19 protein-coding genes are annotated in these 24,969 nt (G+C 43.4%); 11 read left to right on the forward strand and 8 right to left on the reverse strand.

The window, feature by feature from the left end; translation table 11 throughout:
* The first annotated feature begins 95 nt into the window (after positions 1 to 95).
* Together AB4585_RS10730 and AB4585_RS10735 are read left to right on the forward strand one after the other, a co-directional pair.
* Positions 96 to 635, forward strand: coding sequence for a cytochrome b (locus AB4585_RS10730; RefSeq protein WP_017059820.1), 540 nt, complete (start codon positions 96 to 98; stop codon positions 633 to 635).
* Positions 632 to 1,201, forward strand: coding sequence for a YceI family protein (locus AB4585_RS10735; RefSeq protein WP_017059819.1), 570 nt, complete (start codon positions 632 to 634; stop codon positions 1,199 to 1,201). Before AB4585_RS10730 ends, AB4585_RS10735 begins: the two co-directional genes overlap by 4 nt.
* Before the next feature lie 273 nt (positions 1,202 to 1,474).
* Here the strand turns inward: AB4585_RS10735 and focA are convergent, their stop codons facing one another.
* Positions 1,475 to 2,926: a formate transporter FocA gene (gene focA / locus AB4585_RS10740; RefSeq protein WP_017064629.1), complete on the reverse strand. Its 1,452-nt coding sequence runs from the start codon at positions 2,924 to 2,926 to the stop codon at positions 1,475 to 1,477.
* Positions 2,927 to 3,199: 273 nt separating this feature from the next.
* Here focA and AB4585_RS10745 point away from each other — a divergent pair, with 273 nt between their 5' ends.
* Together AB4585_RS10745 and AB4585_RS10750 are read left to right on the forward strand one after the other, a co-directional pair.
* Entirely contained in the window at positions 3,200 to 4,105 is a 906-nt protein-coding gene (locus AB4585_RS10745; RefSeq protein WP_017064628.1) for a LysR substrate-binding domain-containing protein, read from the forward strand.
* Between the two features lie 204 nt (positions 4,106 to 4,309).
* Complete coding sequence (locus tag AB4585_RS10750; protein WP_017059817.1) at positions 4,310 to 4,804, forward strand: DUF1097 domain-containing protein; 495 nt, start codon at positions 4,310 to 4,312, stop codon at positions 4,802 to 4,804.
* A 171-nt stretch (positions 4,805 to 4,975) separates the two neighbouring features.
* Here the strand turns inward: AB4585_RS10750 and AB4585_RS10755 are convergent, their stop codons facing one another.
* On the reverse strand, positions 4,976 to 6,727 hold the full coding sequence (locus AB4585_RS10755; RefSeq protein WP_372169791.1) for an ATP-dependent endonuclease: 1,752 nt from the start codon (positions 6,725 to 6,727) through the stop codon (positions 4,976 to 4,978).
* Positions 6,728 to 6,965: 238 nt separating this feature from the next.
* On the opposite strand from AB4585_RS10755, the gene AB4585_RS10760 reads away from it, so the two are divergent.
* From AB4585_RS10760 to AB4585_RS10790, 7 genes are all read left to right on the forward strand, one after another.
* On the forward strand, positions 6,966 to 8,705 hold the full coding sequence (locus AB4585_RS10760) for a bifunctional UDP-sugar hydrolase/5'-nucleotidase (RefSeq protein WP_102333460.1): 1,740 nt from the start codon (positions 6,966 to 6,968) through the stop codon (positions 8,703 to 8,705).
* Positions 8,706 to 9,279: 574 nt separating this feature from the next.
* Positions 9,280 to 10,281 (forward strand): TerC/Alx family metal homeostasis membrane protein, encoded by a 1,002-nt coding sequence (locus AB4585_RS10765; protein WP_017059813.1) that lies wholly within the window; start codon positions 9,280 to 9,282, stop codon positions 10,279 to 10,281.
* 313 nt (positions 10,282 to 10,594) lie between these two features.
* Positions 10,595 to 10,783 carry a hypothetical protein gene (locus AB4585_RS10770; protein ID WP_017059812.1) on the forward strand — a complete coding sequence of 63 codons (189 nt, stop codon included), beginning with the start codon at positions 10,595 to 10,597 and terminating at the stop codon, positions 10,781 to 10,783.
* 175 nt (positions 10,784 to 10,958) lie between these two features.
* Positions 10,959 to 11,699: a DUF1223 domain-containing protein gene (locus AB4585_RS10775; protein WP_372169793.1), complete on the forward strand. Its 741-nt coding sequence runs from the start codon at positions 10,959 to 10,961 to the stop codon at positions 11,697 to 11,699.
* Between the two features lie 201 nt (positions 11,700 to 11,900).
* Positions 11,901 to 13,190 (forward strand): DEAD/DEAH box helicase, encoded by a 1,290-nt coding sequence (locus tag AB4585_RS10780; RefSeq protein ID WP_372169796.1) that lies wholly within the window; start codon positions 11,901 to 11,903, stop codon positions 13,188 to 13,190.
* Between the two features lie 214 nt (positions 13,191 to 13,404).
* Positions 13,405 to 15,123 (forward strand): autotransporter assembly complex family protein, encoded by a 1,719-nt coding sequence (locus AB4585_RS10785; RefSeq protein ID WP_102319724.1) that lies wholly within the window; start codon positions 13,405 to 13,407, stop codon positions 15,121 to 15,123.
* Between the two features lie 228 nt (positions 15,124 to 15,351).
* Entirely contained in the window at positions 15,352 to 16,116 is a 765-nt protein-coding gene (locus tag AB4585_RS10790; RefSeq protein WP_372169798.1) for an aspartate/glutamate racemase family protein, read from the forward strand.
* A 94-nt stretch (positions 16,117 to 16,210) separates the two neighbouring features.
* On the opposite strand, the gene AB4585_RS10795 is transcribed toward AB4585_RS10790, so the two are convergent.
* The 6 genes from AB4585_RS10795 to AB4585_RS10820 all read right to left on the reverse strand — a co-directional run bounded on the left by AB4585_RS10795 (position 16,211) and on the right by AB4585_RS10820 (position 24,727).
* Entirely contained in the window at positions 16,211 to 17,674 is a 1,464-nt protein-coding gene (locus tag AB4585_RS10795) for a phospholipase D family protein (RefSeq protein WP_372169800.1), read from the reverse strand.
* A gap of 79 nt (positions 17,675 to 17,753) precedes the next feature.
* Positions 17,754 to 20,036 (reverse strand): carboxylesterase family protein, encoded by a 2,283-nt coding sequence (locus AB4585_RS10800; protein WP_372169802.1) that lies wholly within the window; start codon positions 20,034 to 20,036, stop codon positions 17,754 to 17,756.
* 251 nt (positions 20,037 to 20,287) lie between these two features.
* Positions 20,288 to 21,946 carry a hypothetical protein gene (locus AB4585_RS10805; RefSeq protein ID WP_104216369.1) on the reverse strand — a complete coding sequence of 553 codons (1,659 nt, stop codon included), beginning with the start codon at positions 21,944 to 21,946 and terminating at the stop codon, positions 20,288 to 20,290.
* Positions 21,947 to 22,272: 326 nt separating this feature from the next.
* Complete coding sequence (locus AB4585_RS10810) at positions 22,273 to 23,628, reverse strand: FUSC family protein (protein ID WP_017059804.1); 1,356 nt, start codon at positions 23,626 to 23,628, stop codon at positions 22,273 to 22,275.
* A 9-nt stretch (positions 23,629 to 23,637) separates the two neighbouring features.
* Positions 23,638 to 24,504 (reverse strand): HlyD family secretion protein, encoded by an 867-nt coding sequence (locus tag AB4585_RS10815; RefSeq protein ID WP_017059803.1) that lies wholly within the window; start codon positions 24,502 to 24,504, stop codon positions 23,638 to 23,640.
* Positions 24,505 to 24,514: 10 nt separating this feature from the next.
* A complete protein-coding gene (locus AB4585_RS10820) occupies positions 24,515 to 24,727 on the reverse strand; it encodes a DUF1656 domain-containing protein (RefSeq protein WP_017059802.1) in 213 nt (70 codons plus the stop codon).
* Between the last annotated feature and the right edge of the window lie 242 nt (positions 24,728 to 24,969).

Consider the following 24,969-nt stretch of genomic DNA (forward strand, 5'->3'; position numbering starts at 1 on the left):
ACTATTGTAAAGCTTGGTAAATAATATGTTACACAAACTTAGTGTAGGGTACGCTTTTCAAAACTACACGATTCGTTAACATTCGGAAGAGATGCATGGACAACAACGTTAGAAATTACAACCCTTTAGCTAGAGCGATGCATTGGATTTCAGCTCTCGCAGTATTTGGCTTATTTGGTGTAGGCCTGTGGATGGTTGATCTTTCATATTACAGCGAGTGGTACAAAACAGCGCCAGACTATCACCGCTCGGTAGGCATTCTTTTGGCTACTGTTACTGTTATCCGCTTGGTTTGGAAACTAGTTACCGCGTCACCTAAAGTAGAAGGTAAAAGCTATGAAGTTGCAGCAGCGAAGATCGCTCACGGCTTTATGTACATTAACTTAGCGGTTTTATTTATTTCAGGTTATTTGATTTCAACATCAGATGGCCGCGGGATCGACGTATTCAATTGGTTCACTGTACCAAGTATGGGTGAACTGTTTGCAAACCAATCTGATCTCGCAGGAACGATTCACTACTATGCTGCATGGGTACTGATCATCATGGCATCAGTACACGCCTTAGCGGCGATAAAACACCACGTTATCGACAAAGACGATACGCTACGAAAAATGATAGGAGCTTCAAAATGAAAAAGTCAATTATCGCTACAGGATTAGCATTTGCAATGGCAATGCCTTTCGCTGCGAACGCCGCTGATTACGTGATTGATACAAAAGGTGCGCATGCTTCAGTTAACTTTAAAGTTAGCCACCTGGGTTACAGCTTTATCCAAGGTCGTTTTAACACATTCTCAGGTGACTTCTCATTTGATGAAAGCAACGTTGAAGCGTCTACAGTAAACGTAACGGTTGATACTACAAGCCTTGATTCAAACCACGCAGAACGTGATAAGCATATCCGTAGCGGCGATTTCATCGATGCTGGTAAGTTCTCTGATGCGACATTCAACAGCACGAAAGTTGTTGATAAAGGCGACGGCAAACTTGAAGTAATGGGTGACCTTAAGCTTCACGGCGTAACTAAGCCTATCGTTATCGAAGCTGAATTCATCGGTGCTGGTCAAGACCCATGGGGCGGTGAGCGTGCAGGTTTCGTTGGTACAACTCGTCTAGAACTTGCTGACTTCAACATTCCAGTAATGGGCGCTTCAAGCTATGTAGATATGGATCTACACGTTGAAGGTGTAAAGAAGTAATCTAGCTATTGTTGATCGCTAACTAGTATCAATCTCTTATGTAACACCAAAAGTTAAATAGATACTTAGAAAGCAACAGTTAGAAATAGAGAAAGGCGCAAAGTTTTCACTTTGCGCCTTTTTTATTGAGATAAATGGCAACGCGTTTAGGTCTGTTTTGTGTCAAACCGTTTAGTACGTTAAAAGCCACCGTTTACCTCTAGCCAGTCAACGTTGCCATGACTGAGTTATCTAATTGAACTACTAATCCCTAATAGTTCAACTTAAGATTAGTTAAGCCGTTTCTAGTTCAGCTTGTGGAACCACGTTTAGTCGGTCACCGTAGATTGGACGTAGTGCTTGCATCACTTCAATGCGAGTCAACACACCTACCATTACGCCGTTTTCTAACACTGGAAGCATATGTGGTTGGCTTACTTTCATCGCTTTTGCACGCTCTTCTAGAGAAAGAGATGTCAGGCGAGTAGCGAAGCCCATGCTTGTCGTCGGGTACAGTTGCTCTTTGTCGATGCATAGGAACTCAGCAACGTCCACTAGCTTGTCGTTTGCGTCGATTGCCACAACGTCACGGCTCATTAGGTCTACAACTTTTTGGCCTTTAGTTGGGATGTAATCTTGGCACCAAAGGTCAACCATTACGTCATGAACAGAGAAGATACCCACTAGACGACCTTCAACATCGCAAACAGGAGCGCTAACAAGTTGCGCGTCTAAAAGTGTATCAATCGCGACTGATGTTGGCATTTCTACGCTCAGTGTAATTGGTTGAGTGTTCATGATTTGCTTGATAGTAGTTGCTGTGTTCATAGTAATTTCCTTAACTGACGTAATTTCTGTTGTTTGTGTAATAGCGGTAATTTTTGCTGCTTTAAGTTGTGGGCGACGGTAGATGCTCCAGTTGGCTAAGCCGACCAATACTGAACCACCTACGATGTTGCCGATTGTCACTGGTATTAAGTTTGCTGTGACAAATTGCATGACGTTTAAGTCTGCGTACTGCGCCGGTGTTGCACCGATTTGCATCCAGAAGCTTTCCGGGGCGAATGTTTGAATCGTGATGCCTAGAGGAACCATGAACATATTCGCCACACAGTGTTCAAAGCCTGAGCTTACGAACATTGCAACGGGTAACACGGTCATCATTGCTTTGGTCATTGCGTTAGCAGAGCTGAACGTTAACCAAATCGCTAAACACACCAACAAGTTACAAAGCACACCCAAAGCAAACGCTTGAACTGGGCTGTGGTGCAGCTTGTGTTGAGCAATGTTTAGAGCGTTTAAGCCCCATTGGCCGCCATCCAGTTGATATAAGCCTGCTGCGCTTACCAAAGCCAATAGGAACATGGCACCGATAAAGTTGCCGACATACACTTTGCCCCAGATAGACAGCATCTTAGTGAAGGTGATTTGCTTGTTAGCCCATGAGATGCTGGATAACACTGAGCTGGTAAATAGCTCACCACCGCAAATCACAATCAAGATCAAACCCATACTGAATGCAAGACCGCCGGCTAAGCGACTCAATCCCCATCCAGCATCAGCGCTGCCCGTGGTTACCGTGATGTAGAACAAAAAAGCAAGCCCGATGAATGCGCCAGCCATGATTGCCAAACTCAATGTCATGCTGCTGGTTTTATTTGCTTTACTTAATGCAAACTTCTCTGCTTCCGCCATCATTTCTGTTGGTGAGAACAGTTGATGATTTTCAGAAGTGCTGGTTGCCATATCCCCCCCTTGAACAATCCGTCATGTGTAATTCCTAGTGTTAATGACTTGGTTAATCCGTAATGGTTAATCAGTAATGTTTTGCAGGGCTCGTTGTGTCCTGCCATTCCAGATTAGGGCGTTGATGGGTAGAGGTAAAATTGATAATTTTTAGAAACCACATCAAATTTATTGATATAGATTGGGTTACGCGTAGAATGAAATTGATTGCTCATTGGCTTTATAAAAAACGAGCATCAGGACACAAATAATTAAAAGCATTAAGGATGAATTTTGCGTTATTCATTAAAGCAACTCGCGGTATTTGATGCAGTAGCAGACTCCGGGAGCGTTAGTCAGGCAGCAGACAAATTGGCGTTGACTCAGTCGGCGACAAGTATGTCTCTTGCACAGTTGGAAAAAATGCTCGGCAGGCCTTTGTTTGAAAGGCAGGGCAAGCAAATGGCTCTTACTCATTGGGGGATGTGGCTAAGGCCTAAAGCGAAGCGTTTACTGCAAGATGCGCAGCAAATTGAGATGGGTTTTTATGAGCAGCATTTACTAAGTGGAGAGCTCAAACTCGGTGCAAGCCAAACACCAGCGGAACACCTAGTTCCTGACCTCATCAGTATTATTGATAACGACTTTCCTGAGATGCGAATCTCGCTCGGCGTACAAAGTACCGATGCGGTTATTGATGGCGTATTAGATTATCAATATGACTTGGGTGTTATCGAAGGTCGTTGTGATGACAACCGAGTTCACCAAGAAGTGTGGTGTACGGACCATTTAACGGTGGTTGCATCGGCTCATCACCCGTTTGCGAAGCGTGAACGAGTAAGCTTGGCGCAATTAGAACAAGCAAAATGGGTATTACGTGAACATGGTTCGGGTACTCGCAAAGTTTTTGATAGCTCTATTCACCATTTAATTGGTGATCTTGATGTTTGGCGAGAGTATGAACACGTTCCTGTTTTAAGAAGTTTGGTTGCAAACGGCCCATATTTAACGTGTTTACCTTATCTCGATGTCGAACAGTTTGTTGAGTCTGGTCAACTGGTCACATTAAATGTCCCTGAGCTTGAAATGGAAAGAACCTTGTCCTTTATTTGGCGTGCAGATATGTCTGAGAACCCACTTGCTGAGTGTATTAAGCGAGAAGGTAAGCGCATGATGAAAGGCAAGCCATCGGTTCTGTAACGATAAATTGATAAAATACTGATAACCAAATATGTTGAATAAGCGATTTCGGTCTCTATCTAGTGATAAATGCACATCTGCATACATTATTAATGTGATCGTGATCGGCTAAATAAGGGCTATCTTCCCATAGTATGCTTACTTGATTTTAAGTGAGGCTAAATCCGGTTGCGTTCAATTACGTAATTAGGCTTTAGAAATAGTATGAGTACATTAGTCGCGATTTCATTAACAACAGGTATTTTGTCAGGTCTATGGGGATGGATTGCTATCTCTTTCGGCTTATTGTCATGGGCAGGTTTCTTAGGTTGCACCAGTTACTTTGCTTCGCCAACAGGCGGCGTTAAAGGACTAGCAGGTAGCTTATTGACCAACATGACTGGCGTATTCTGGGCAATGGTGATTATCGAAAGCTCAACCTTCGCAGGGTTAGAGATTTTAGGCTACATGATTACTGCTATTGTGGCTTTCTTTATGTGTATTCAAGCGAAACAAGCGTGGCTAGGTTATATCCCAGGCACCTTCATTGGTTGCTGTGCGACGTTTGCTGCAGGTGGTGATTGGCAACTTGTAGTGCCATCTTTACTGCTTGGTGGTGTATTTGGATACTTGATGAAAGCAACGGGGCTATGGCTTCACGAGAAATCGACTCAATCTTCGGAAGTTGTTGAACAACACGCTAAACAGGCAAAGGCTTAATTCGTTAACCTAACCTTAGTTAGTCACTGTGAACTCTTGCAAGATAACCCCCAATTAATTTGTATATCGATTTATACAGGCACACCGTTTGGTGTGCCTTTTTTGGTTGAGGCGACTAGATAAATATTTCATCAGTAGAGCAACTGATAGCATCTATAAAACAAATTATGTTTAGGTATTTCCATTCGCCATGGTGATCACGCGTTTTAATGTCCACCTTAATAAAAGCGGAATGCATTCTTGTCCTTGATTCTCGCAATGAGAAACAATGGCGAGTGCAAGGTCGGGTTTTGCATGTTTCTTCAATACCTTGGCAACCACTTTCTTTGGAGGGATAGGGTGATCGTATGGAATCTTAACCATGTCACGGAAAAAGCTCTCAAACCCATTCATATATAGGTAATGCTCGATATCTTTATCTGGCAGTTCCGTGAGTCGATGTCTTTCCTGATCATTACCAAGCTTCGATAGCACCGTTGCTGCGTATTTTTTACCCGCCGCATCTCCGTCAGTTACCACATGCCAATCGATGCCAAACTCTTGCGCGACCTTAATCAGTGCCTTAAGTCCTGATTGGGCGAACTCAATAATCTGCACACCTTCTGCTGCTAGGTTATAGCCACATTGGTTGGAAAGTTCATTGAACAACCAAACCTCGGTTTCACCTTCTACTAATAGCCAACAGCGAGCAAATAGTGCCCCAGAGCGGTGGAAGCGGATATGAAAACCAATTCGTCGAAGTTCATCCTTACTGAAATGGTTCATGTTGAGTTGATTGGCGATGGTTTTGTCTGACTGACGAACCAAGCGACGAATCGATTGAAGTGGGACCGCCGCAAGTAGGTCGCCACTGTTGGTGGTCAGGATTTTCTGCATGGGCAATTTCTGCATCAAGCTCCAAGCCCTTGCCAAGTGTGTTGGGTGCAATCGACCTTCTGGATCTTCAAGGATCAACAGAGGGCGCGCACATCGCCTTAAGTCGTTTGGCCCTTTAGCTTGTAGATAAGCGTTAAGTAACCCCATGAATAATAAGCGAGTTTGTTTGTTCTTGGTCTCTTCGACGAGTTGATGAATACTCTGATCATTGGTACCCGCAGAATAAAGCAATCCGTCTCGCTGTTTTCTAGGGTTACGACGAGAAGTACTTTTGAAAGAAAAATAGTGCTCAATCAAACTTTGCATCGACTCTAGGCTACTGCGCATTTCACCTTTATTAACATGTCCGGGTATCGCCATAAGACGGCGGCAGGTGTTGTCTATTCGTTTTTCTATTCTTGCTTGTCGACCATTACCGTTATTGGCGCCGTTTCCATTTGTTGTGCCATTGCTCGTGTGATGGTTCCCGTTCCCGTTTGAATTTGCATTAGTTGCGTGAACATTAGTCGGCAGGTGAGCATTGTGGTTAAGGGACTTGCCGTTGAAAGGACGATCAAAGTGCCTTGCATCACGCAAACGGATAACGGGATGTAAGGTCATTAATTCTTGAGCAAGCTTTTCTGAATGATGAAGCTTGAGCGGATTACCGTCCAAACCAAGAAATGCATAGTGTGTTGTTGTCTCATACTGTTCTAACGTCGCGCTGATGCGATAGTAGATGCGAAATACGCCAAATTCATCTTGAACCCAAATAGGTTTGAGTTTGCGATAACGACCTGCGTTAAGTTCGCTCTTATCGTTAGCTTTTAAAGCGAGAACAATTTGAAGATGTTGAGACTGCGGGTGTGAAACAGAGTAATCGACATGAAAATCGGTCATTTCAAAGTGATATGGCACACCGTCTGAGGGCAGAATGACGGAAAGGGCATCCAATAATGAAGACTTACCCCAAGTATTTTCACCAATAAGCGTGGTTAGCTCGTCAAACGCGAGTGACATGCGCTTGATACCTCGAAAGCCAGAAATCTCGATTCTTTCTAGTTGCATAGGCTTACTCCTAACGGAAGGCTCTGCTAATTATTTGAAAGCTAACAGATATCTTTAATCATAATCGAAAAATCCAAATCCGGTATGCTCACCTGTCACAAAACCCGTTGTTTATTAATACGGTGCAAAATGAGATTTTTGATCTATCTCGAGTATTTTTTTGCAGTGCAGTTTCATAAAATTCACGATTCTGTCATGATTCTCGACCTAGTATGAAGGGACAAAGAGAGAAGAAAATATGACTAAAAAGAATAAGCCGACAAAAATAGTGTTGGCACACATCAACGACACCCACTCATACTTTGAACCAACCTCGTTACAGCTATCACTTAAAATGAACAACCACATCATTGAACCTTATGTCAGTGCTGGTGGCTTTGCTCGAATTTCAACACGCTTCAAACAAATAGAACAAGATGCCCAGCGTCAGAAGGTTGGAACCTTGTTCTTGCACGCTGGTGACTGCTTCCAGGGCACGTTGTACTTTTCCTTATTCAAGGGAAAAGCCAATGCCGATTTGTTGAATGCCCTTAATATAGATGCCATGACGCTCGGTAATCACGAGTTAGACATGGGTAATGAGCCCGTTGCGATTTTCGCGAAAAGAATCAAATTCCCGCTGTTGGCCGGTAACTGGAATCTATCGAATGAGGATATCAATAAAACTCATACGCTAGCGGACAACGACATTGTTAAGCCTTATCTGCCTGAAACACGAAGTGCTTCTTTTATAACGAAAGAGTTTGATGGCGAGAAGGTCGCAATATTCGGCTTAAGCATCGACAAGATGGCAGGCATCGCTAACCCAGATATCGATACACCGTTTGAAAATGCTTTGGAAACAGCAAAAGGGACCATTGAGCAAATCCATCAAGCAGGTATCAACAAGATTGTGTTACTTAGCCATCTTGGTTACGAAGCTGATTTAGAGTTAGCAGCCAACGTAACAGGTATTGGTGTCATCGTTGGTGGTCATAGTCATCGCTTACAAGGTGATTTCTCTGATATCGGCTTAGTTAAAGATGATGAATACGGTGTGAAAATTGGCGATACCTATGTTGTGCAAGCGGGTTTCCACGCCATGAGCTTAGGACACTGCGAAATCGAGTTCGATTCTCAAGGCAAAGTGACGCACTTCAATGGTAAAAACGAACTGTTATTAGGCCGTCGACTCTTTATAGACGCGAAACTGAGTGAAGTAGGGCAAGACGATGCCCACGATATGGCGTGTGAGTTTTTAAACAATCACCCTAATATTGCAGTGTGTAAGAAAGATCCTGAGCTGCAGAGCATTCTGACGGATAAATACCAGCCGCGAGTTCGAAAGCTTCAGCAACAAGTGATTGCTCATGCAGACACTAAACTTCGCCATGTACGTATTCCAGATGCTAAAGGCCCGAGTCAACTAGCCCCCTTGGTTGCTCAATCATTTCACCATCTAATGAACAAGAAAGGGCATCAGGTTGACTTTGCCATTCACAACGCCGGTGGTGTAAGAAATTCACTGAACAGCGGCGATGTCTCTGTTGCCGATATTGCCGGAAAACTACTACCGTTTGCCGTACCTATTGGTGTGTATGAAGTAAAAGGTGAAACGATCGCTGGCATGCTTGAAGGTGCAATCAATAACGCGATTGATAATGGTGTCGTGGGCACAGGTTCAGGTAGCTTTCCTTATACACATAATTTGAGGTTTTGTTACCACAAAGAAGCGCCTATAGGACACAGGATTCACCATCTAGAAATTCACTCTGATGATTCAGGTTGGCAAGCTGTTTCTCGCAACCGTATTTACCGGGGCGCGTCGTCAGCCTATACAATGAAAGGCAAAGAGGGCTATAACGCTGTGTTGGATATGATCGGTGATGGCACGGTCACCACTGACTCTATGGCAGACTGCTTCATCGAGTTTCTGCAAGACCACCCAGAGTCGCTTCAACTCAATGAACCGTTGAATTGTATGGAGTGTTTTAGATAACTAAAGCTGATACTGATATTTAACACTATTACTTTGGGTTATTTATAAAATTGGCATTGTTTATGCTTTATCTCTGCAGGTCGCCTTCTTGTGGAGATATGCATGGATAAGAAAGATTGGTTAGATGCGGTAGCGGTTGTCGGTTGGGTATCAGTTTGGTCAGCGTTAGTGTATTTAATACCTGCCGCAGGGCTGTAAATTGCTCTTTTTGCAACTTCATTACGCAGTGCAATAGTGTGTTTGACTTGCGAATTTATTCTTAGAATCAATTCGCGTGTTTATTTGACAAAGTGGCATCAATCAGAAAGGAGCGTTTGCTCCTTTTTTGCTTTTTCCGTGCAAATTTATATAGACGAAACACAACCAGAGGATTATTATCCACGCGTTTGGGGAGTAGTTAGCGCAAGTTTACATATCGTCATCTCGTTAGGCCAAGAGTCTATCCGGTATGTAAAAGTGAAATCCCATATTTCACTTCAACGAGACCAACGCAATCACAGTCAAGATCCGTAATGGAGCTTGATATGCTTTGTTTGCGGAAGGTCTTTGTACAGTTCTTCCGTCCGGAGGAATAATGAACTCAACTCAATCTCTATTATCTACCAATAGTGAATCCTTTTTTTCATCGCCAATCATGACGACTTATGCGGGCTTTTTCCTGCTAACGGTTATTCTCGTCTCTATTGATATCTATCAGACTCGTGGCGGTAACGTTACTATCAAGAAAGCGGCAATCTGGAGTGTTTTCTGGTTTGTACTTGCGTTTTTGTTTGCTGGCTCGATTTACCTATTTTGGGACATTTATGCGCCGAACAGTGACTACACAGCGCAAAAAGCAACCGTGTCATTCATTACGGGTTACTTGTTAGAAAAATCCCTTAGCGTAGACAACTTGTTTGTTTTTGCGATGATCTTTGCTCAATACCAAGTTCCTGAGCATCTAAGACCTCGTGCGCTTCTTTGGGGCGTAATTGGTGCATTGGTGCTTCGTGCAATTATGATCGCACTAGGCGCACAGCTATTGGCGGAATATCACTGGGTGCTTTACGTGTTCGCTGCGTTCTTGATTGGTACAGGTATTAAGCTGGCATTAGACAAGGGCGAAGAGGAGAGTGTGAATACTCTGCCTGAAAAGCTACTTCGTAAAGTGATGCCGGTAACAGAGGACTTCCATGGCCCTGCATTAATGGTTAAACAGGGTGCTAAATGGGCATTCACTCCAATGATGTTGGTCATCGGTGCGATCGCAGTCATGGACGTGATGTTTGCATTAGACTCTATCCCTGCGATCTTTGCGGTAACACAAGAACCGTTCTTGGTACTTGCGGCTAACGTGTTTGCGTTACTTGGTCTTCGCTCGTTGTATTTTGTACTGCAAGGTATGATGGACAAGTTCATCTATTTGAAACCCGCGCTTTCATTCATCATGGTGTTCATTGGTGTGAAAATGCTTCTGGTTGATAGCGAGTGGGCTATCCCAACTTACTGGTCATTGGCGGTATTGGTTTCTACGATGACGATTGCGGTTATAGCGTCGGTTTATGCGAAGAAGCCAGGCATTGAACAAGTAAATTAAAAACAAATATAACTTATCGAAAAGTCGATAATGAACACGTGGCTGATGAAGTGGAAAATTAATTTATGTAAATTTTCTGTGACATTGGCCACTGTTGTTTGCGGGGTATTTGTACTAAATGCATGATTTAAACACTATATTGAATTTGTACTCACATAATCTGCATATCTATTTTGTGGCATTGTTAATGGTTTGTTTTATTAGAAAAACTAATCCCAAAATCTAATTTTAGTCATTTTTTAACCTGCAAAAGATCACCTATTATTCTTGTCATCAGAACGAAACACATTAATAAATTTATAGAGAGGCAATCATGGCTCAAGCAGTACAAATGAATACTATCGCTGTTCCTAACTCTATGGATAAGAAAACCTACTCGGTTAACTTCAAAGGATTGATTGCACACATTTTCGATATTCTTTTCGTAGACAACTCTCCACGTAGTTACTACGCAAGCGACCTATCTGGTCACATGCAACGCGATATCGGTATTAACCGTTAATCTCAGCGTTAACATGTAAATATAGAATTTTAAGAAAACGCCAGCCTCTAAAGCTGGCGTTTTTGTATCTGAAATAAACTCAATCTCTTCGTAAACTAAGCACCTGAAAGAAAAACCTAGGCATAACGGTCTGTATTTGAGCGCCATTCAATTCGCTTTGTACAAGGATCTCGGTATGTCACACGCCAAACGCAATTCATCATTGATTAAACTTTGTTTATTTGCCTTACCGATCGGCTTCTATTCCTCAGTGTCGCTTGCACAAACCTGGAGTAATGAAGGCCAGCCCGCACAGGTTATCGAGCTCTTCACCTCTGAAGGTTGTTCAAGTTGTCCTCCCGCTGATGCGTATCTAAGTACATTTGAAGATGACCCACAACTGTGGACACAAGTCATTCCTCTCGCTTATCACGTCGACTATTGGGACTACCTCGGTTGGGGGGATAAGTTCGCGAGCAAGGCGTTCAGTCAGAAGCAACGACTGTATAAAGCTTACGGCTTAACAAGTGGGGTTTACACGCCGGGCTTTGTTGTCGATGGAAAAGAGTGGCGCGGTTACTTTAACTGGTTAGACAGAACGTTGCCTTCGCTCAAACAACAAAATAACCTCAAGCTAACGGTCAACTATAAAGGCGATACGTTCAGCGTAAGTTACGAAGGCAAAGGGGATTATGTTGCTCATATAGCTTTGCTGGCGATGAACGAAGTCACCAGCGTTAAGGCGGGCGAGAACAGGGGTAAGAAACTCGAACATGATTTTGTTGTGGTTTACGATGGTTATCAGCGTGGTGAGTCTGAATGGCAATTTAATATCAATTTTGAGCCACTTGTCGCTACACCAGACGCAGTCGCTGTTTGGTTAACCGAGCCGAATTCGTATGCACCGGAACAAACGGTAGCAGGTTGGCTGAACTAACTGCAACCCACGACAATTGTGTAGCTGGAATACTCTTAGACGAAGTTGGTACGGCGAGTATCGAGGTTCTCACATCGATAACTTCGCTTCTGACGGATATTAATCAGTGAAATAGAAGCGAAAGGGCGATTTAGTTACGTAATACTGCTGAAATACGTTAATATAGCGCGCTATTATTTTAGCTTTGAGTTCCTGCAATTAATGACTAACACCACTACACCAACCAACTTCTCTGATCTTGGCTTAATCTCTCCTTTGATGGCTCGTTTATCTGAGCTTGAATACCAACAGCCAACGCCTATCCAAGCGCAAGTTATTCCAAGTGTGTTAGCAGGACGCGATTTAATTGCAGGCGCAAATACCGGTTCAGGTAAAACCGCAGCATTTGCACTTCCACTGTTACAAAAGATTCATGAAGACGCCCCTCTGGACCGTCGTTCAGGCAAAGGTAACTTTGTTTCTGGCCTTATCTTGGTTCCTACTCGTGAACTTGCTAAGCAAGTGGCTGACAGCGTTAAATCTTACGCTGTGCATTTCAATGGCGCGATTAAAACGGTTTGTGTGTTTGGTGGTGTATCGGTAAACACTCAAATGCAGGCGCTACGTGGCGGCACTGATATATTGGTGGCAACACCGGGTCGTCTGCTTGACCTTATTTCGAGCAACGCTATCAAACTAGATAAAGTGAAAACGTTAGTGCTTGATGAAGCTGACCGAATGCTAAGCCTAGGTTTTACCGAAGAACTTGATGCAATCTTGAAGCTCTTGCCGAGCAAAAAACAAACCTTGTTGTTCTCTGCAACTTTCCCAGAGCAAGTTAAAACGCTGACTCACGAACTTCTAAGCGATCCAATTGAAGTTCAACTTCAAAGTGTCAATGCGAGCACACTGGTTCAACGTGTATTCGAAGTAGAAAAAGGTCGCAAGACAGCGTTACTCGGACACCTAATTCAACAACATGAATGGCGCCAAGCTCTGATCTTCGTTAATGCGAAGAACAGCTGTGAGCACCTAGCAGACAAGCTTTACAAGCGCGGTATCATCGCAGAAGTATTCCACGGCGATAAAGGGCAAGGTTCACGTACTTGTATCCTAGAAGATTTCAAATCTGGCGAGATTGACGTTCTGATCGCGACAGACATCGCGGCACGTGGTCTGGATATTGAGAAGCTTCCAGTGGTAATCAACTTTGACTTACCGCGTAGCCCGTCAGACTACATGCACCGTATCGGCCGAAGTGGTCGTGCAGGTGAAGTTGGTCTTGCGTTATCTCTGATCGATCACGAAGATTACCACCACTTCAAAATCATCGAGAAGAAGAACAAGATTCGTCTTGAGCGTGAGCAAATTGAAGGCTTTGAAGTGGATGAAGAAGCGACAGCTGAACTGATCGCAGCACTAAAACCTGTTGCGCCACCGGCCGGTACTGGCAAGAAGAAAAAGAAGAAGAAAGCTCCAAAAAACCAAGATGTGTGGCTGAACAACAACTGATCTTGAGTCAGCAAGCCATATAAATCAATAAGTAATAGACATTCAAAAGGTGCTTAATTGCGCCTTTTTTGTGTCTGTAGGGCTGGGATTTGAGTCGTTAATAAACGACTGTTGCGGTGTTAAACAACCCGATAATCCGTTCGAAGGATAGCGTCCTCCATAAGAGATTCAGCGATTTAACGCTTTGCTTATAACCTGTTCGGGTTTTGAGCAATTGGGTAACCGCGTGAAGACCTCGATTAAACAATTAGTGCTGGCCACTTCATTTTTCCTGTTTACCCAACACTCTTCTAGTGCTGCTGAATTTGAGGTTAAAGGGGTTAATAAAACTCTCACCGAAAATGTAGAATTATATTTAGAACCTTTAGCCGATGTTCCTGCATCACAGCTATCGAAAACGAAGCTATCTAAACGTATTCAAGATGCACTCAACCCTTATGGTTATTATCACCCACAGCTCGATATCGACCTCAATGATTCTGATAACGTGATCATTAACATCGATTCTGGTCCTGTCATGCGCATCGCAGAATCGATAGTAAAAATAACAGGTGAAGCTAGCCTAGATGCGGAGTTCATCAATATACTCAATCAAAGCAAGTTAGGCTCAGGTTTAACTTTGTCTCACCAAGAATATGACCAAACTAAGCGTGCGATTTTCTCTTTAGCAAAGCGGAAAGGTTATTTTGACGGCAGGTTTATCGAGTCAAAGATTGAAGTTATTCCTAGCGAGAACATCGCGAATATACACTTGTATTTTGCAAGTGGTCCACGCTACAAGTTCGGTTCTATAAGTATTCCTGATGATGGGGTTGACCCTACTCGTATCGAGAAAATACCCACCTTTAAAAAAGGTGATGACTTTGACACCATCAAGTTAGGTGAACTGCAATCTGATTTGTCAGACACTCAATGGTTTCGAAGTGTCATCGTACATGGTGACTTTGACAAACTTGATGACAACCTAGAAGTTCCAATTGAAATCATTGCCGAGCCAAGTTCTCGAAATATCGTGCAGGTCGGTGGCGGCTATTCTACAGATCTCGGTTTACGCGCCTCTCTCAGTTGGTCAAAGCCTTGGTATAACCGGAGAGGCCACAGCTTTGAAACACAGACATATTTGTCTGAACAGGAGCAATCACTTCAGTTGGGGTACAAAATCCCCACAGAGAAAGTCACAACGGATTACTTTGGTATTCAGTTTGAATCGAAACGAATTGATCATCGAGACACCAATAGCTTTACAAACGATCTTAAGTTCGAACGTTACTGGCAATTAGACAGTGATTGGCAAAGCACCATTTATGTCAAATACTTGCACGAACAGTACCGTCAGGCGTCTGAGGAAGAGCAATCGCAATTACTGTTACCTGGCATCAGTTTTTCTCAGGTTGATCGTAAAAATGATCAGTTGGAGCTCAATCATCGACACATCTATTCTGTCGAGTATTCTGACCCTAGTCTGTTCTCTGACTCAAGGCTGTTGCGGTTGGAAGGAAACAGTGTCCTTTCATGGGATATTAGTGACAGGCAGAAGCTCCATTTCCGCTCCAACGTAGGCATCAACATTGCCAAATCATTATCTGATGTGCCGTCGTCACTGCGGTATTTTGCTGGTGGCGATGGAAACCTGCGAGGTTATGGTTACGAATCTATCTCCCCTAGAGACGAGAATGGTGAACTAACGGGGGCACGTTATATGTTAACTGCTGGGCTCGAATATCAGCATCAAGTCTATCGTTCAATTTGGTTGGGCGCATTTCTTGATGTGGGTGATGCATTTGATCAACAAGCGGATTGGAAGCGTGGGACGGGCGTGAGTTTGATTTGGAACTCACAGTTAATGCCAGTTAAGCTCGATTTTGCTTACGGCTTAGATGCGCCTGAAGGCGACGAATTTCGTATTCATTTTTCCTTGGGTACTCAATTCTGATTTTTGTACGCTGTTTATGCACTCGCGAGGATGCGAACCATCTAATAGGATTCAAGTAAATCGAAAGAGCGTAATAACCTTTGTGCTTTAGCAAACACAAAGGTAAAAACAATGAAAAAGCTACGATTCGGTGTATTTGGTAATATGGGCCCTGAAGCAGATGCTCTGTTCCAAGATATCGTCGCCAAGAAAGAAATTGAACACGGCGCACTTAAAGACTAAGACCACATGGCCATGATAGTGGTGAAAAACTCAGATATCCCCGATCGTTCTGAAGTGATTAACGAAGGCGGTACCGATCCTGTGCCTGAACTGATTGAGTCAGCGTGCATTTTAAAACATGCCAATGTTCAGTTTGGCGTAATGACCTGTAACACCGCTCATTACTTTAGACCTGAGGTTCAAAAGCACACCAACGTTTATATCGTCGACATGCTTCAAACCACCGTTGATCAAATCAAAGAGCAGAACTCTGAATCTGTTGTTGGTATTTTATGTACCAACGGCACATACAATTCGGGAATCTATGATCGTTACCTAACGGACGCGAATCTGGTGTTCGTTAAGCCAGATTCCTTTGAGCAAGAGCATAACGTGCATAGTGCTATCTATGGTGAAGTAACCGGTGAGATGACAGAGTGTGGACAAGCAATCCGAGAAACCAACGGGATCAAAGCGGGCGAGTTTGAGCGTAATGCCGCACTGCTTGCTGTAGCGATTCAATCCATCGTAGAGAAGGGCGTTGATACGGTTATTTGGGGATGCACGGAACTTCCTTTGGTTAGAAAGCAACTTGAAACGGCATTTCCAACAGTCACTTCTATTGATCCTATGGAAGCGGTAGCTGAGCGTGTCGTTGATATTTACCGTCTCGCTGAGCAATATGTGGAGCGTGGACATGTGGATTACAACATTAATGATGTTAATTCGATCTTCACAACGCTTGATATGGTGAACTACGTAGCCCAAAGAGCGATGACCTACCGTCTATAAGCTCAGATACGTGTATTTGAAACATGAAAAAGCCGCGAATTACGCGGCTTTTTTACATTTGGACTGGAGAAAATTAAGATTCGAAGCTGAACACTTAAAGCTCGAACTCGCCATTCATTTTTCGAAATAACCAATCAGGTACCTTGTTCCATGAACTGTAGTTCGGGTTCTTAGTATGGATTTGTTCCTCTGAAGCCCAGATGGTGTCACCTGATTGTTCTCGCGACACAGCCCAGAACAACTCCTCTTTCTGACGTGTTAAGTAGTGTGTCACTTGCTTCGCAAACTCTTCACTGTCAACCAACACCCCAAACTCAACGTTGAGAAAGTCTGATCTTGGATCGAAGTTAGAAGAGCCAATATAGGTGACACGCTCATCTAAAATTACTGTCTTGTTGTGGTAGTAGGTATCAACATGAAAGTAGTGATCATCATTGATCGCTTGGCTTTTGTACTCATAGATACTTACGCCCTTGTCGAGTAGAGTCTCACGGTGTTTTTCGTAATACGCAGGCACAAAGCCCGAATCATTAGAAGCCGATGAATTCGTCAGTAAGGTGACTTCGGCTTCGCTCTCTCTAAGTGCATCGACGAATACAAACTTGTTATCGCTTGGCACCATATAAGGCGTAGAAATAATAACCTTAGAAGGTGTCGGTACTTTTTGCTTCATCAAGTGTTCAATACGTTGGCGAAAGTAGGGCTTGTTGTCATTGAGTTTCTCCAGTGAGTCAAATACCGGCGTGACAGAGGCTGAAATGAACTTCGGTTGGTTTAAGCTCTTTATCTGCCTTTCGACTTCAGACGTGATCAATGCTTGATTCTTTTCACCTTTGTTCAACGCTTTGGTGAACGCTTGGTATTGCTCTTTCTCTTTCTCTTTGATTTTAATGCGTTCTTGAATTGGCACTACATGCTCACTGTTCCACAACGCTTGGTAGTTTCGGTCGAAAGCAGCAATCACGTCGCCTTTAAACAGCACATCCATATCAAAGAAGTTGGCACTTTCGCTGTAGCCAAAGTAGTCATCACCGATGTTGCGCCCACCGAGGATCATCGATTGGTGATCAACGTTAAAGTATTTCTCATGCAGTCGATTATCTAACTGTTTTTGATGAGTAGAGAAGTTGAGCGCACGACCAATCCAGCCAGCTTTACGTGACTCAAAAGGGTTGAACAGTCGAATCTCAATATTGGCGTGTGAGTCCAACTCCGCAAGCCATTTGTCATTGAATACCAACAAGTCATCCAGTGTGAGGCGCACGGCCACATCGCGATCAGCGGCGTGTTTTAGCTCGTTTAACAGCATCAAACCCAGAGTGTCGTTTTCCCAAGAGAAGTAGGTCATATCTACGGAATGTTGGGCTTGGCGAACCAGATCAATGCGGCGAGCAAAGGCTTCAGGCGCACTAGGGATCAAATAGACTTGAGCTTGATGTTCTGTGCTTTGCCAGTTAGCTTCGAAGTCGGGTTCAACATCGGGGTAAGGTTGGGCGCAGCCAGTAACTAAGATCGACAAAAATAGCACCATCAGCGCGTGAATACGTGTGAAGTACATTGTGATGTTCCGTAAAAATAGGGTAGAGGTGACAATGGCCAGATAACTGGCCATTGTGTGAGTGATTGATGATTAAGCGTTAGTTCTGATTAGGAATTTCGTAATCAGGCATGTATTTTAAGGTAAGTTCAAGATCATTTAAGCCTTGAAGTCTGCCGTTAAGCATATTGCCATGTGCAGCTCCGTTGAATCGAGCGTCCCAATTGTCTTCAATGATGATTTGACCATCACCATCGACGAACATTACGTTATCTTGTTGCTGGCTGTACTCATAGTCTGTAAACAGATTGTCGCTGAACCATAGGCGAGACATGTCGTTCATCAGAGCTTGGTCTTTTGAACTTAGGCTCACTTCTGAACCGTCTAGTTTATACGGTTTGTTGAAAATAAACGGCAGTTCTGAACCACCACAAGCACCGGAGATACAAGCAAACGTTTTTAGCAGGTCACCGATATCTAAATCGCCATCTTCACCTTGAGTATTGTATGTCCAAACGTTGAAGCTAGGCTTGAACGCAAAATGGTACATTGAAACTGGCGCGTATACGTCTGCATTTTCAGTTGAACGAATCGCTTGGTTACGTGCTGGCGCTTGGAATAGCATGTCATTCATCAGCATTTTGAACTCAGTCATGTTCTGTGTTGCACCACCCAGTTCATTTTCCAACTCAGGCTTGTAGTCTGCAAGTTCCAGTAATTCGTTGTTCATGTCAGAGTTACCTAGGCCAAAAAATAGCTTGGTCACGGCTTCATATGCGGTGGATGGTAGTAAATTCAGCACATCACCGAGTTCAATCTGCGCTTGAACTTCTTCAGCAGACATTGCTGACACCATATCGATAATGCGTTGCTTATTGCCATCAAGTTGCAGCCATACCGCGAGTTCTAAACCTTGATTGTTTTCGCTTAGCGATTCAAAAGTACCGCTGTCTACATCTTCCTTTAATAGCTCCAAAATGGTCGGAATTAAGAATGTAAGACTAGGCAGCATAGCCATCGTGTCCGCATCTTTTTCATTGTTACCAATGACGGTTGGTACTGAAAGGTTATCCAGCGCAGGTTGTGAGATCAGATGGTAGCCAAGATCCTTTCCAATAAGTTTTGATTTATATTCGACATAGGGTGCGAAAGGTAACAAATTTGTCATTGGCGTATTATTGTCTGCTCTTAATACTGGGATTTCGTTCTGTAACGTTAATACGCTGTCGACAACCCAATCTAATGTCTTATTAATAGGGTTGAGTAATACCTTATCCTGTGCATCCATAATCACACTCAGAGGTAGATCTTTTTGTAGTTCAATGTAGTTGTCTACACAAACGGTAGTATCCACTTGATCAGGCATCCCATCGACAATCGGCTTTAATATATCGCTGATATCATCAGGTAGTATCCCTAGTGACATTATTAAATTTAGAGTCTTCTTGATTCCGTTCTCATCAGTCTCTATTTCGGAAACACCAGTCGCTTCACAAATAGAAGTACTATTTGTTTCTGCTGAATCATAACTTTGATATTCAAAACCATACGCATTACTTTGCATTATTGAACGTTTGAAGTAACCATTGTCACCGGCGATTGGCTCTTTACTATCGGTTTGTTGAAGTATGCCAACCGACATTGCTCCCGAACCTTGGCCCATCAAAGTGACGTTTCCAGCATTACCACCAAACTTATCAATATTCTGGTTAACCCACTGCATCGCACGCTTTTGGTCACCAATGCCAAAGTTGCCACCTTCTTTGAAGTCTCCACCGTCGACCCACTGTTTGCCCAACAAGCCTAAACGGTAGTTAAATGTCACGTAAATGAACGGGTTACCTTCATCCGCGCCTTGCGCTACAACCGTATCACCTTGGATGAGCGGCTCTGCACCAGAACCGTATTCGAAATCACCACCGTGAATGAATACATAAACCGGTAGTTCTGCGTCAGCATCTACGCCTACTGGACGCCAAATGTTCAGATTCAAACAGTCTTCAGATGTGTTCTGTGAAACGGTCTTCAATTGAGGACAAGCATCACCAAACGACGTTGCTTCAACAATGCCTTCTGAATTGATCAGTTCAGTTAAATCGACAGGATTGCTGTGTTCAAAACGCTCTGCATCGGCAAACTTAATGCCTTTAAAAGACTCAACAGAAGCCAGTTTGTCGTCTTCGGTATTAGACGTAATCACCAGCTCTTCTTTAGACGCTGTGATCATCGCGTCGCCGATTTGAGTAGTAAACGTTTCAGCAGGGGCAGGTACGAGAGGTTCAGGTTTGTCTGGCATTGGAACCGTTGGTTCAACGTCTGTGTCACAACCAGCAAGAGCGGCCGCAATAGCGAGCGCGATGAGAGAACGATATGCAATAGTCATAAAAAAGGTGTCCACAATAAAATTTGGTAAAGTAACGAACAGCGCATCGATACCGTCAAACCTGTCCTTCCATCAGGTGATTCGCTCCATCATTGGTGCGTTTGACGTGGTTGTTTATTTCACTTGCTCTCTGTTGAAAACAAGGGGGCGCAATGTCGTTGGTATGATGTCGGCGCAAGTAAACGTGAGATTTACACCGATATCAGAGTTCAATGAGCTAAGAGCTTATTAGGTCTAGAAGATCAAACGTTCTAGAAGCGATAGCCAAGGTTCAATGTCACAGCCGAACGAGTTTCACCTTTGTTGTACAACACGGTCATGTTGTAATGCTTGCCAATCTGTTTGTTGACTCCGGTTAAAAATGCCCACTGGTTAATGTCGACACCAACGTCGTAATCAAACTCAATATCGTCTGTCTTTACAGTACCTTGCATACGTGAATCTAAACCTTGGTATTCAGCACCAACGAAGAATTGAGCGCGATAATCAACTAATTGGTAGCCCAACATTGGCTGAATCGTGACAATGCCGTCACCCCAATCATCCATCCCTTTCAGACGGGTTTGTGAATAGGTGCCGGTCAGTGATGCAAAGAACTCTTTGTAACCAACAGATAGTGTTGTACCCGCACCGCGTAAGTCATATTCGAGATGCAGTGGTACATTTAAACGCCCACTGTTACACAGTGCTGATACGCCCTCGCACAGTTTGTCACCTAGACCAGGTAGTTTGTTATTGAGTTTATCTTGTAGATATTCTCCCGCAGCGCCGGTGTAAGAGGCATCAACATTCGCGTCAACGTTTACCTTTCCTACATATCCGAATACATTCCAGAACGGCAGAATATTCACATCACCACGTATTGAAAGACTTTCTGCTTTAACCGTTGCAACGCTATCTTCAGGGTCGAACAGGTCATTCAAGCGCACACCGCCAATCACGTAATCGGTCATAGGAAGGTTCATGTCTTGATTGCGATAAGCAACTGAAACACCGAATGGTAATGGCAAATCGATACCTTGACGACGCACCATGTCACCCATTAAAGGGAATACTCGATCTAACTTAACACTCGCTTCTTGCATACGAGGATCTGAAACTTCTTTTAGACGCTCTTCATGCAGGACATTAACGCCGTTGTCGTCTTCATAAATTGCGACGGGTTCAGTTACAGCGCTCATGGTCATCGGTTTCGTTTTAGACGTACCCTCGATGTTAGTTGTCTTACGTTCAATAACGACTTTACCAGAGTCTAACGTTTGGAAATCAATCACTTGGTAATAGGTATCGACTTTTGACTTACCAAGATTAAATGGCTTGTCGTTGGTGATTACCATGCGTTTTGGTGTGCCGCCTACAAGTTCAATATCAACATTCAAGAAACGGAAATAGGCGATGTCTTGTGGTAAGCCGTATTTCGAATAGTTGAAGCTAATGGTCACGTCGCCGTTGTCTTTTTCATTGACTTTCACTGACGATGGATCGAAGCTTTCTGCATAATTTCTTAGTCGATACTCAGTGCGCGTAAACTCTTCAATTTCATCGATCAGTTTTTCGTTTTCATCCAGCTCTTGCGGGTTGTATTTGACGCGCAGGTCGATGTTGCCTTTGCTGTCTGTGTTTTTTATCAGATAGACGCTTGAGTCACGAACCTCATCGCCAATTTGTATGGTTCGATGTGCGTGTTCAACTAGGTGTTCGCCCTGTACGAGCGAACTGATTGCTAGCTTTGGTAAATCATGACTGATGCCATATTTGTCAAATAGTGCTCGACCCTTTTCCATAACTTCGCTGTAAGTATTGGTTTCTGCCGCAGACGCAAAATTGGGGGTGGTAAGTAATAGGGCGCTCGCTAACACAGAAAGAGTATGGGTCTTACAAGCGCTGGTGCGTATTTCAAAAAAACTCATGACGGTTTCCACGCTGAGTGGCCTCAAACCTTCGAGACTCAAACAGTCGATGTAATACTGAACGTCGTGTTCAGTTGTTATGTATTTATCCGTTAGGATTGCTAGTGTGAATGTCGCGACTAAAAATGCATTGCGTCAATCAATGAGAGGATTTTAAGAGGAGGTGGCAGATCGCGTTAATCGCTTTTGATGGACGCTATCCTCACTTAGTAATAATTAGCGTTAATCAATTGATTTATAATGATTTTCAATAGATAAAAAAACGGCCTGTGAAGTAAAAATACTTGGCAGACCGTTTTGTTGTGAGTTGTTAAGCGCATTTAGTTCTAAGCAGTTACCCTCACTCTAAATAGATCAGTAAACAACTTCGCTATCATCAGAATAATCAAAATGTTTACGAGCATCAAAAGTGGCGTTTCAATTCCATAAACAGGTGTGAGGTTGAGCGCACCAGATGTGAGAACAACTAATAAGTTAATACCCAATATTCGGTGTACCATGAGCTTAGGTGTCGCGAACACTTTCCATATCACCATAATGTTAAGGAAGTAGAATAGTCCCAGCTCCCATAGTTCTGTCATTAATGGCATCACAAAGATGTATTGCAACAGAACCACCGACCCTGTACCCAACACACCATAAAAAGCGTCCTTAATAACGCTTGGTGGCATGGTCGGCACCATAGAAGAGAATACACCGGCTAACATAGGAAATATGAAACCACCTGGAACTGGAAGATAAATCCAAACCAACAGCGATGTGATAAACATCGACACGCCTTGCAGCACTTTGCGCCCATCTTCATTCAAATGTTCAACAAACGTGCGATGTGCATGATGCCAAGACACGTCTTTATGATCACCTATGACATTGAGTTCACCCTCAACAAGAGATTGTTCTGGTGTTAATACATCGAACGTCTTCAAGTTGTGAGTAAGAACTGCCCATTGGATATCTAAGTCTGATTCGCTGTTACTTTGTTTGAGTAATGTATCTTGGATATGTGCCATTTCATCGATACGCAAGCGCCATGTTTGGATGTTCTCTTTAAGGTGGTAGCTTCCGGTCAGTGGCAGATCTAAAAGTTGATACAGCTTATCAATATTCGCGGTGTTGCTTTCAAGTGCGGCAATGTCGATGTTGTCTGTTTTTTCCATCGCATCTAACAACGCTTGTTTACTGGTTTCGAAACGTTGTACAAAGTTGAGTTCAGTATTCACAGGCCACACGATGCGATACACAATAGAGAACACAACAACACCTAATAGTGTTTCTTGAAGTCTAAGTACAGCAAAGTGAAAGGTGGTTTGGTTATCAAACCCGCCCATACAAGCAACAATCGAACACACGGTAAATCCTATTGAAAAGATGTAGCCGTATTTCTCGTCACTAGACATGAAAATACAAGTGCCTAAGAACACGGTAAGAAATGTTAGAAACAAAAATCGATCTTGTGAAAACATCGCAATGAGGAAAAAGGCATAACCGGTCCCTAACAAGGTTCCCATTAACCGGTTATGGCCTTTGTTTATTGAATGGGCGAAGCTCTCGTTCAATGCCATCACTGCGACGGCTATCGCAGCCCAATACGGTTTTTCCCAACCAAACCACAACGCTAGGCAGATTGCGATAACGATAGAGAGTGCGACTTTAATCGCGTCTTTAGTCGATGCAGTGAACATAAGAATCACCTAGCTATTTTTGATTATTTTGATCGAGGCAGTCATACCAACACGCAGTTGTACGTCTTCTGGTATTTTGTCTAACTTCACTTTGATAGGGATGCGTTGAGCTAGGCGTATCCATTGGAAGTTTGGATTCACGTTTGGCAATAAATCATTACCTGTGCTGCCGTCTTGCTTCGCGATACCAAAACCAATACTTTTGATATGTCCTTCTAGCTGAACATTGTTGTGCATCATTAAGGTCACATAAGCAGTGTCCTGAGCATCGACACCGACTAAATCAGTCTCTTTGAAATAACCTTCAATCCAGAAGCTATCTTCATCAATTAGCGCAACCACAGGTGAATTCGCGACAACTTGAGAGCCAACACGTAGGTTCAGATTGGTGATATAGCCGTTAGTAGGCGCATATACCTTGGTGTACTCAAGGTTGAGATGTGCTTCTTCTACGTTCGCTTTTGCCAGTTCGACATTTGCGGCGCTGGTTTCTACCGCGTTGTTCAAGTTGTTTAGTGTCAGCACGGGCACGGCACCGGGCGTTCTTTTCTCTAAATTCAACGCGCGTTGCTCTTCGTTTTTGGCTTTGGCGAGTAGGGCAAATGCTTGTTTTTGAGTCGCAAGTGCTTTTCTGTAGGTCGCCTTGTAAATACTCGGATCGATCTCAAAAAGAAGATCGCCTTTTTTTACCTTCGAGTTGTCTTCGACATGCACTTCAATGACTTGACCCGTGACTCGAGGTGTAATCGAGACGATATAAGCGCTGACTTGTCCGTCTCTGGTCCATGGGTTACTTGAGTACGACTGGTAATAGCTATAAACCACAGTTCCCGCAGCAGCCAATAATAAAAGTGTGATGAGATAACGTTTGATCACAGTAAGTGCCTCAAAAAATGGTAATAAAATGGCCGATAGCGCCAGTAAAAATCACGATCAAGCTCAGTTCTGCTATTGCAGGAAAGGCGACGTACTTATGAAGGCCAAACCGTGTCGCGATTGACCCTGTTAGCATTGTCAGTATGTAAGCCAGTGCGATAACCAATAACAGCGGTGGGAAGTAGACTTCATCCCACACAAGCTCATGCGGCATGGTATTCATGGTTCTGTTCTCTATTTGTTTGATGAATGCAACGGTAACGGAGTTCGATTTATTGTGATAATCGCTTATAGAGGATCGTACCCATCAAAATCCAACTTTATTCGGTGATTATGCCAACTGCCTCTTTGTTGAGAGCCGTAAGCCAGTAAAACAACGGTAGGTAGGTTGTCGTTCTTGAAGTGGAAACACTTAATTGAAATTGATTTCGAAAATCATCTACTTTTGCCGGTTTAAGATAAATC

It is taken from the genome of Vibrio sp. 10N.222.49.C9 (assembly GCF_041474985.1).
In the GTDB taxonomy this organism is placed as follows: domain Bacteria; phylum Pseudomonadota; class Gammaproteobacteria; order Enterobacterales; family Vibrionaceae; genus Vibrio; species Vibrio crassostreae_C.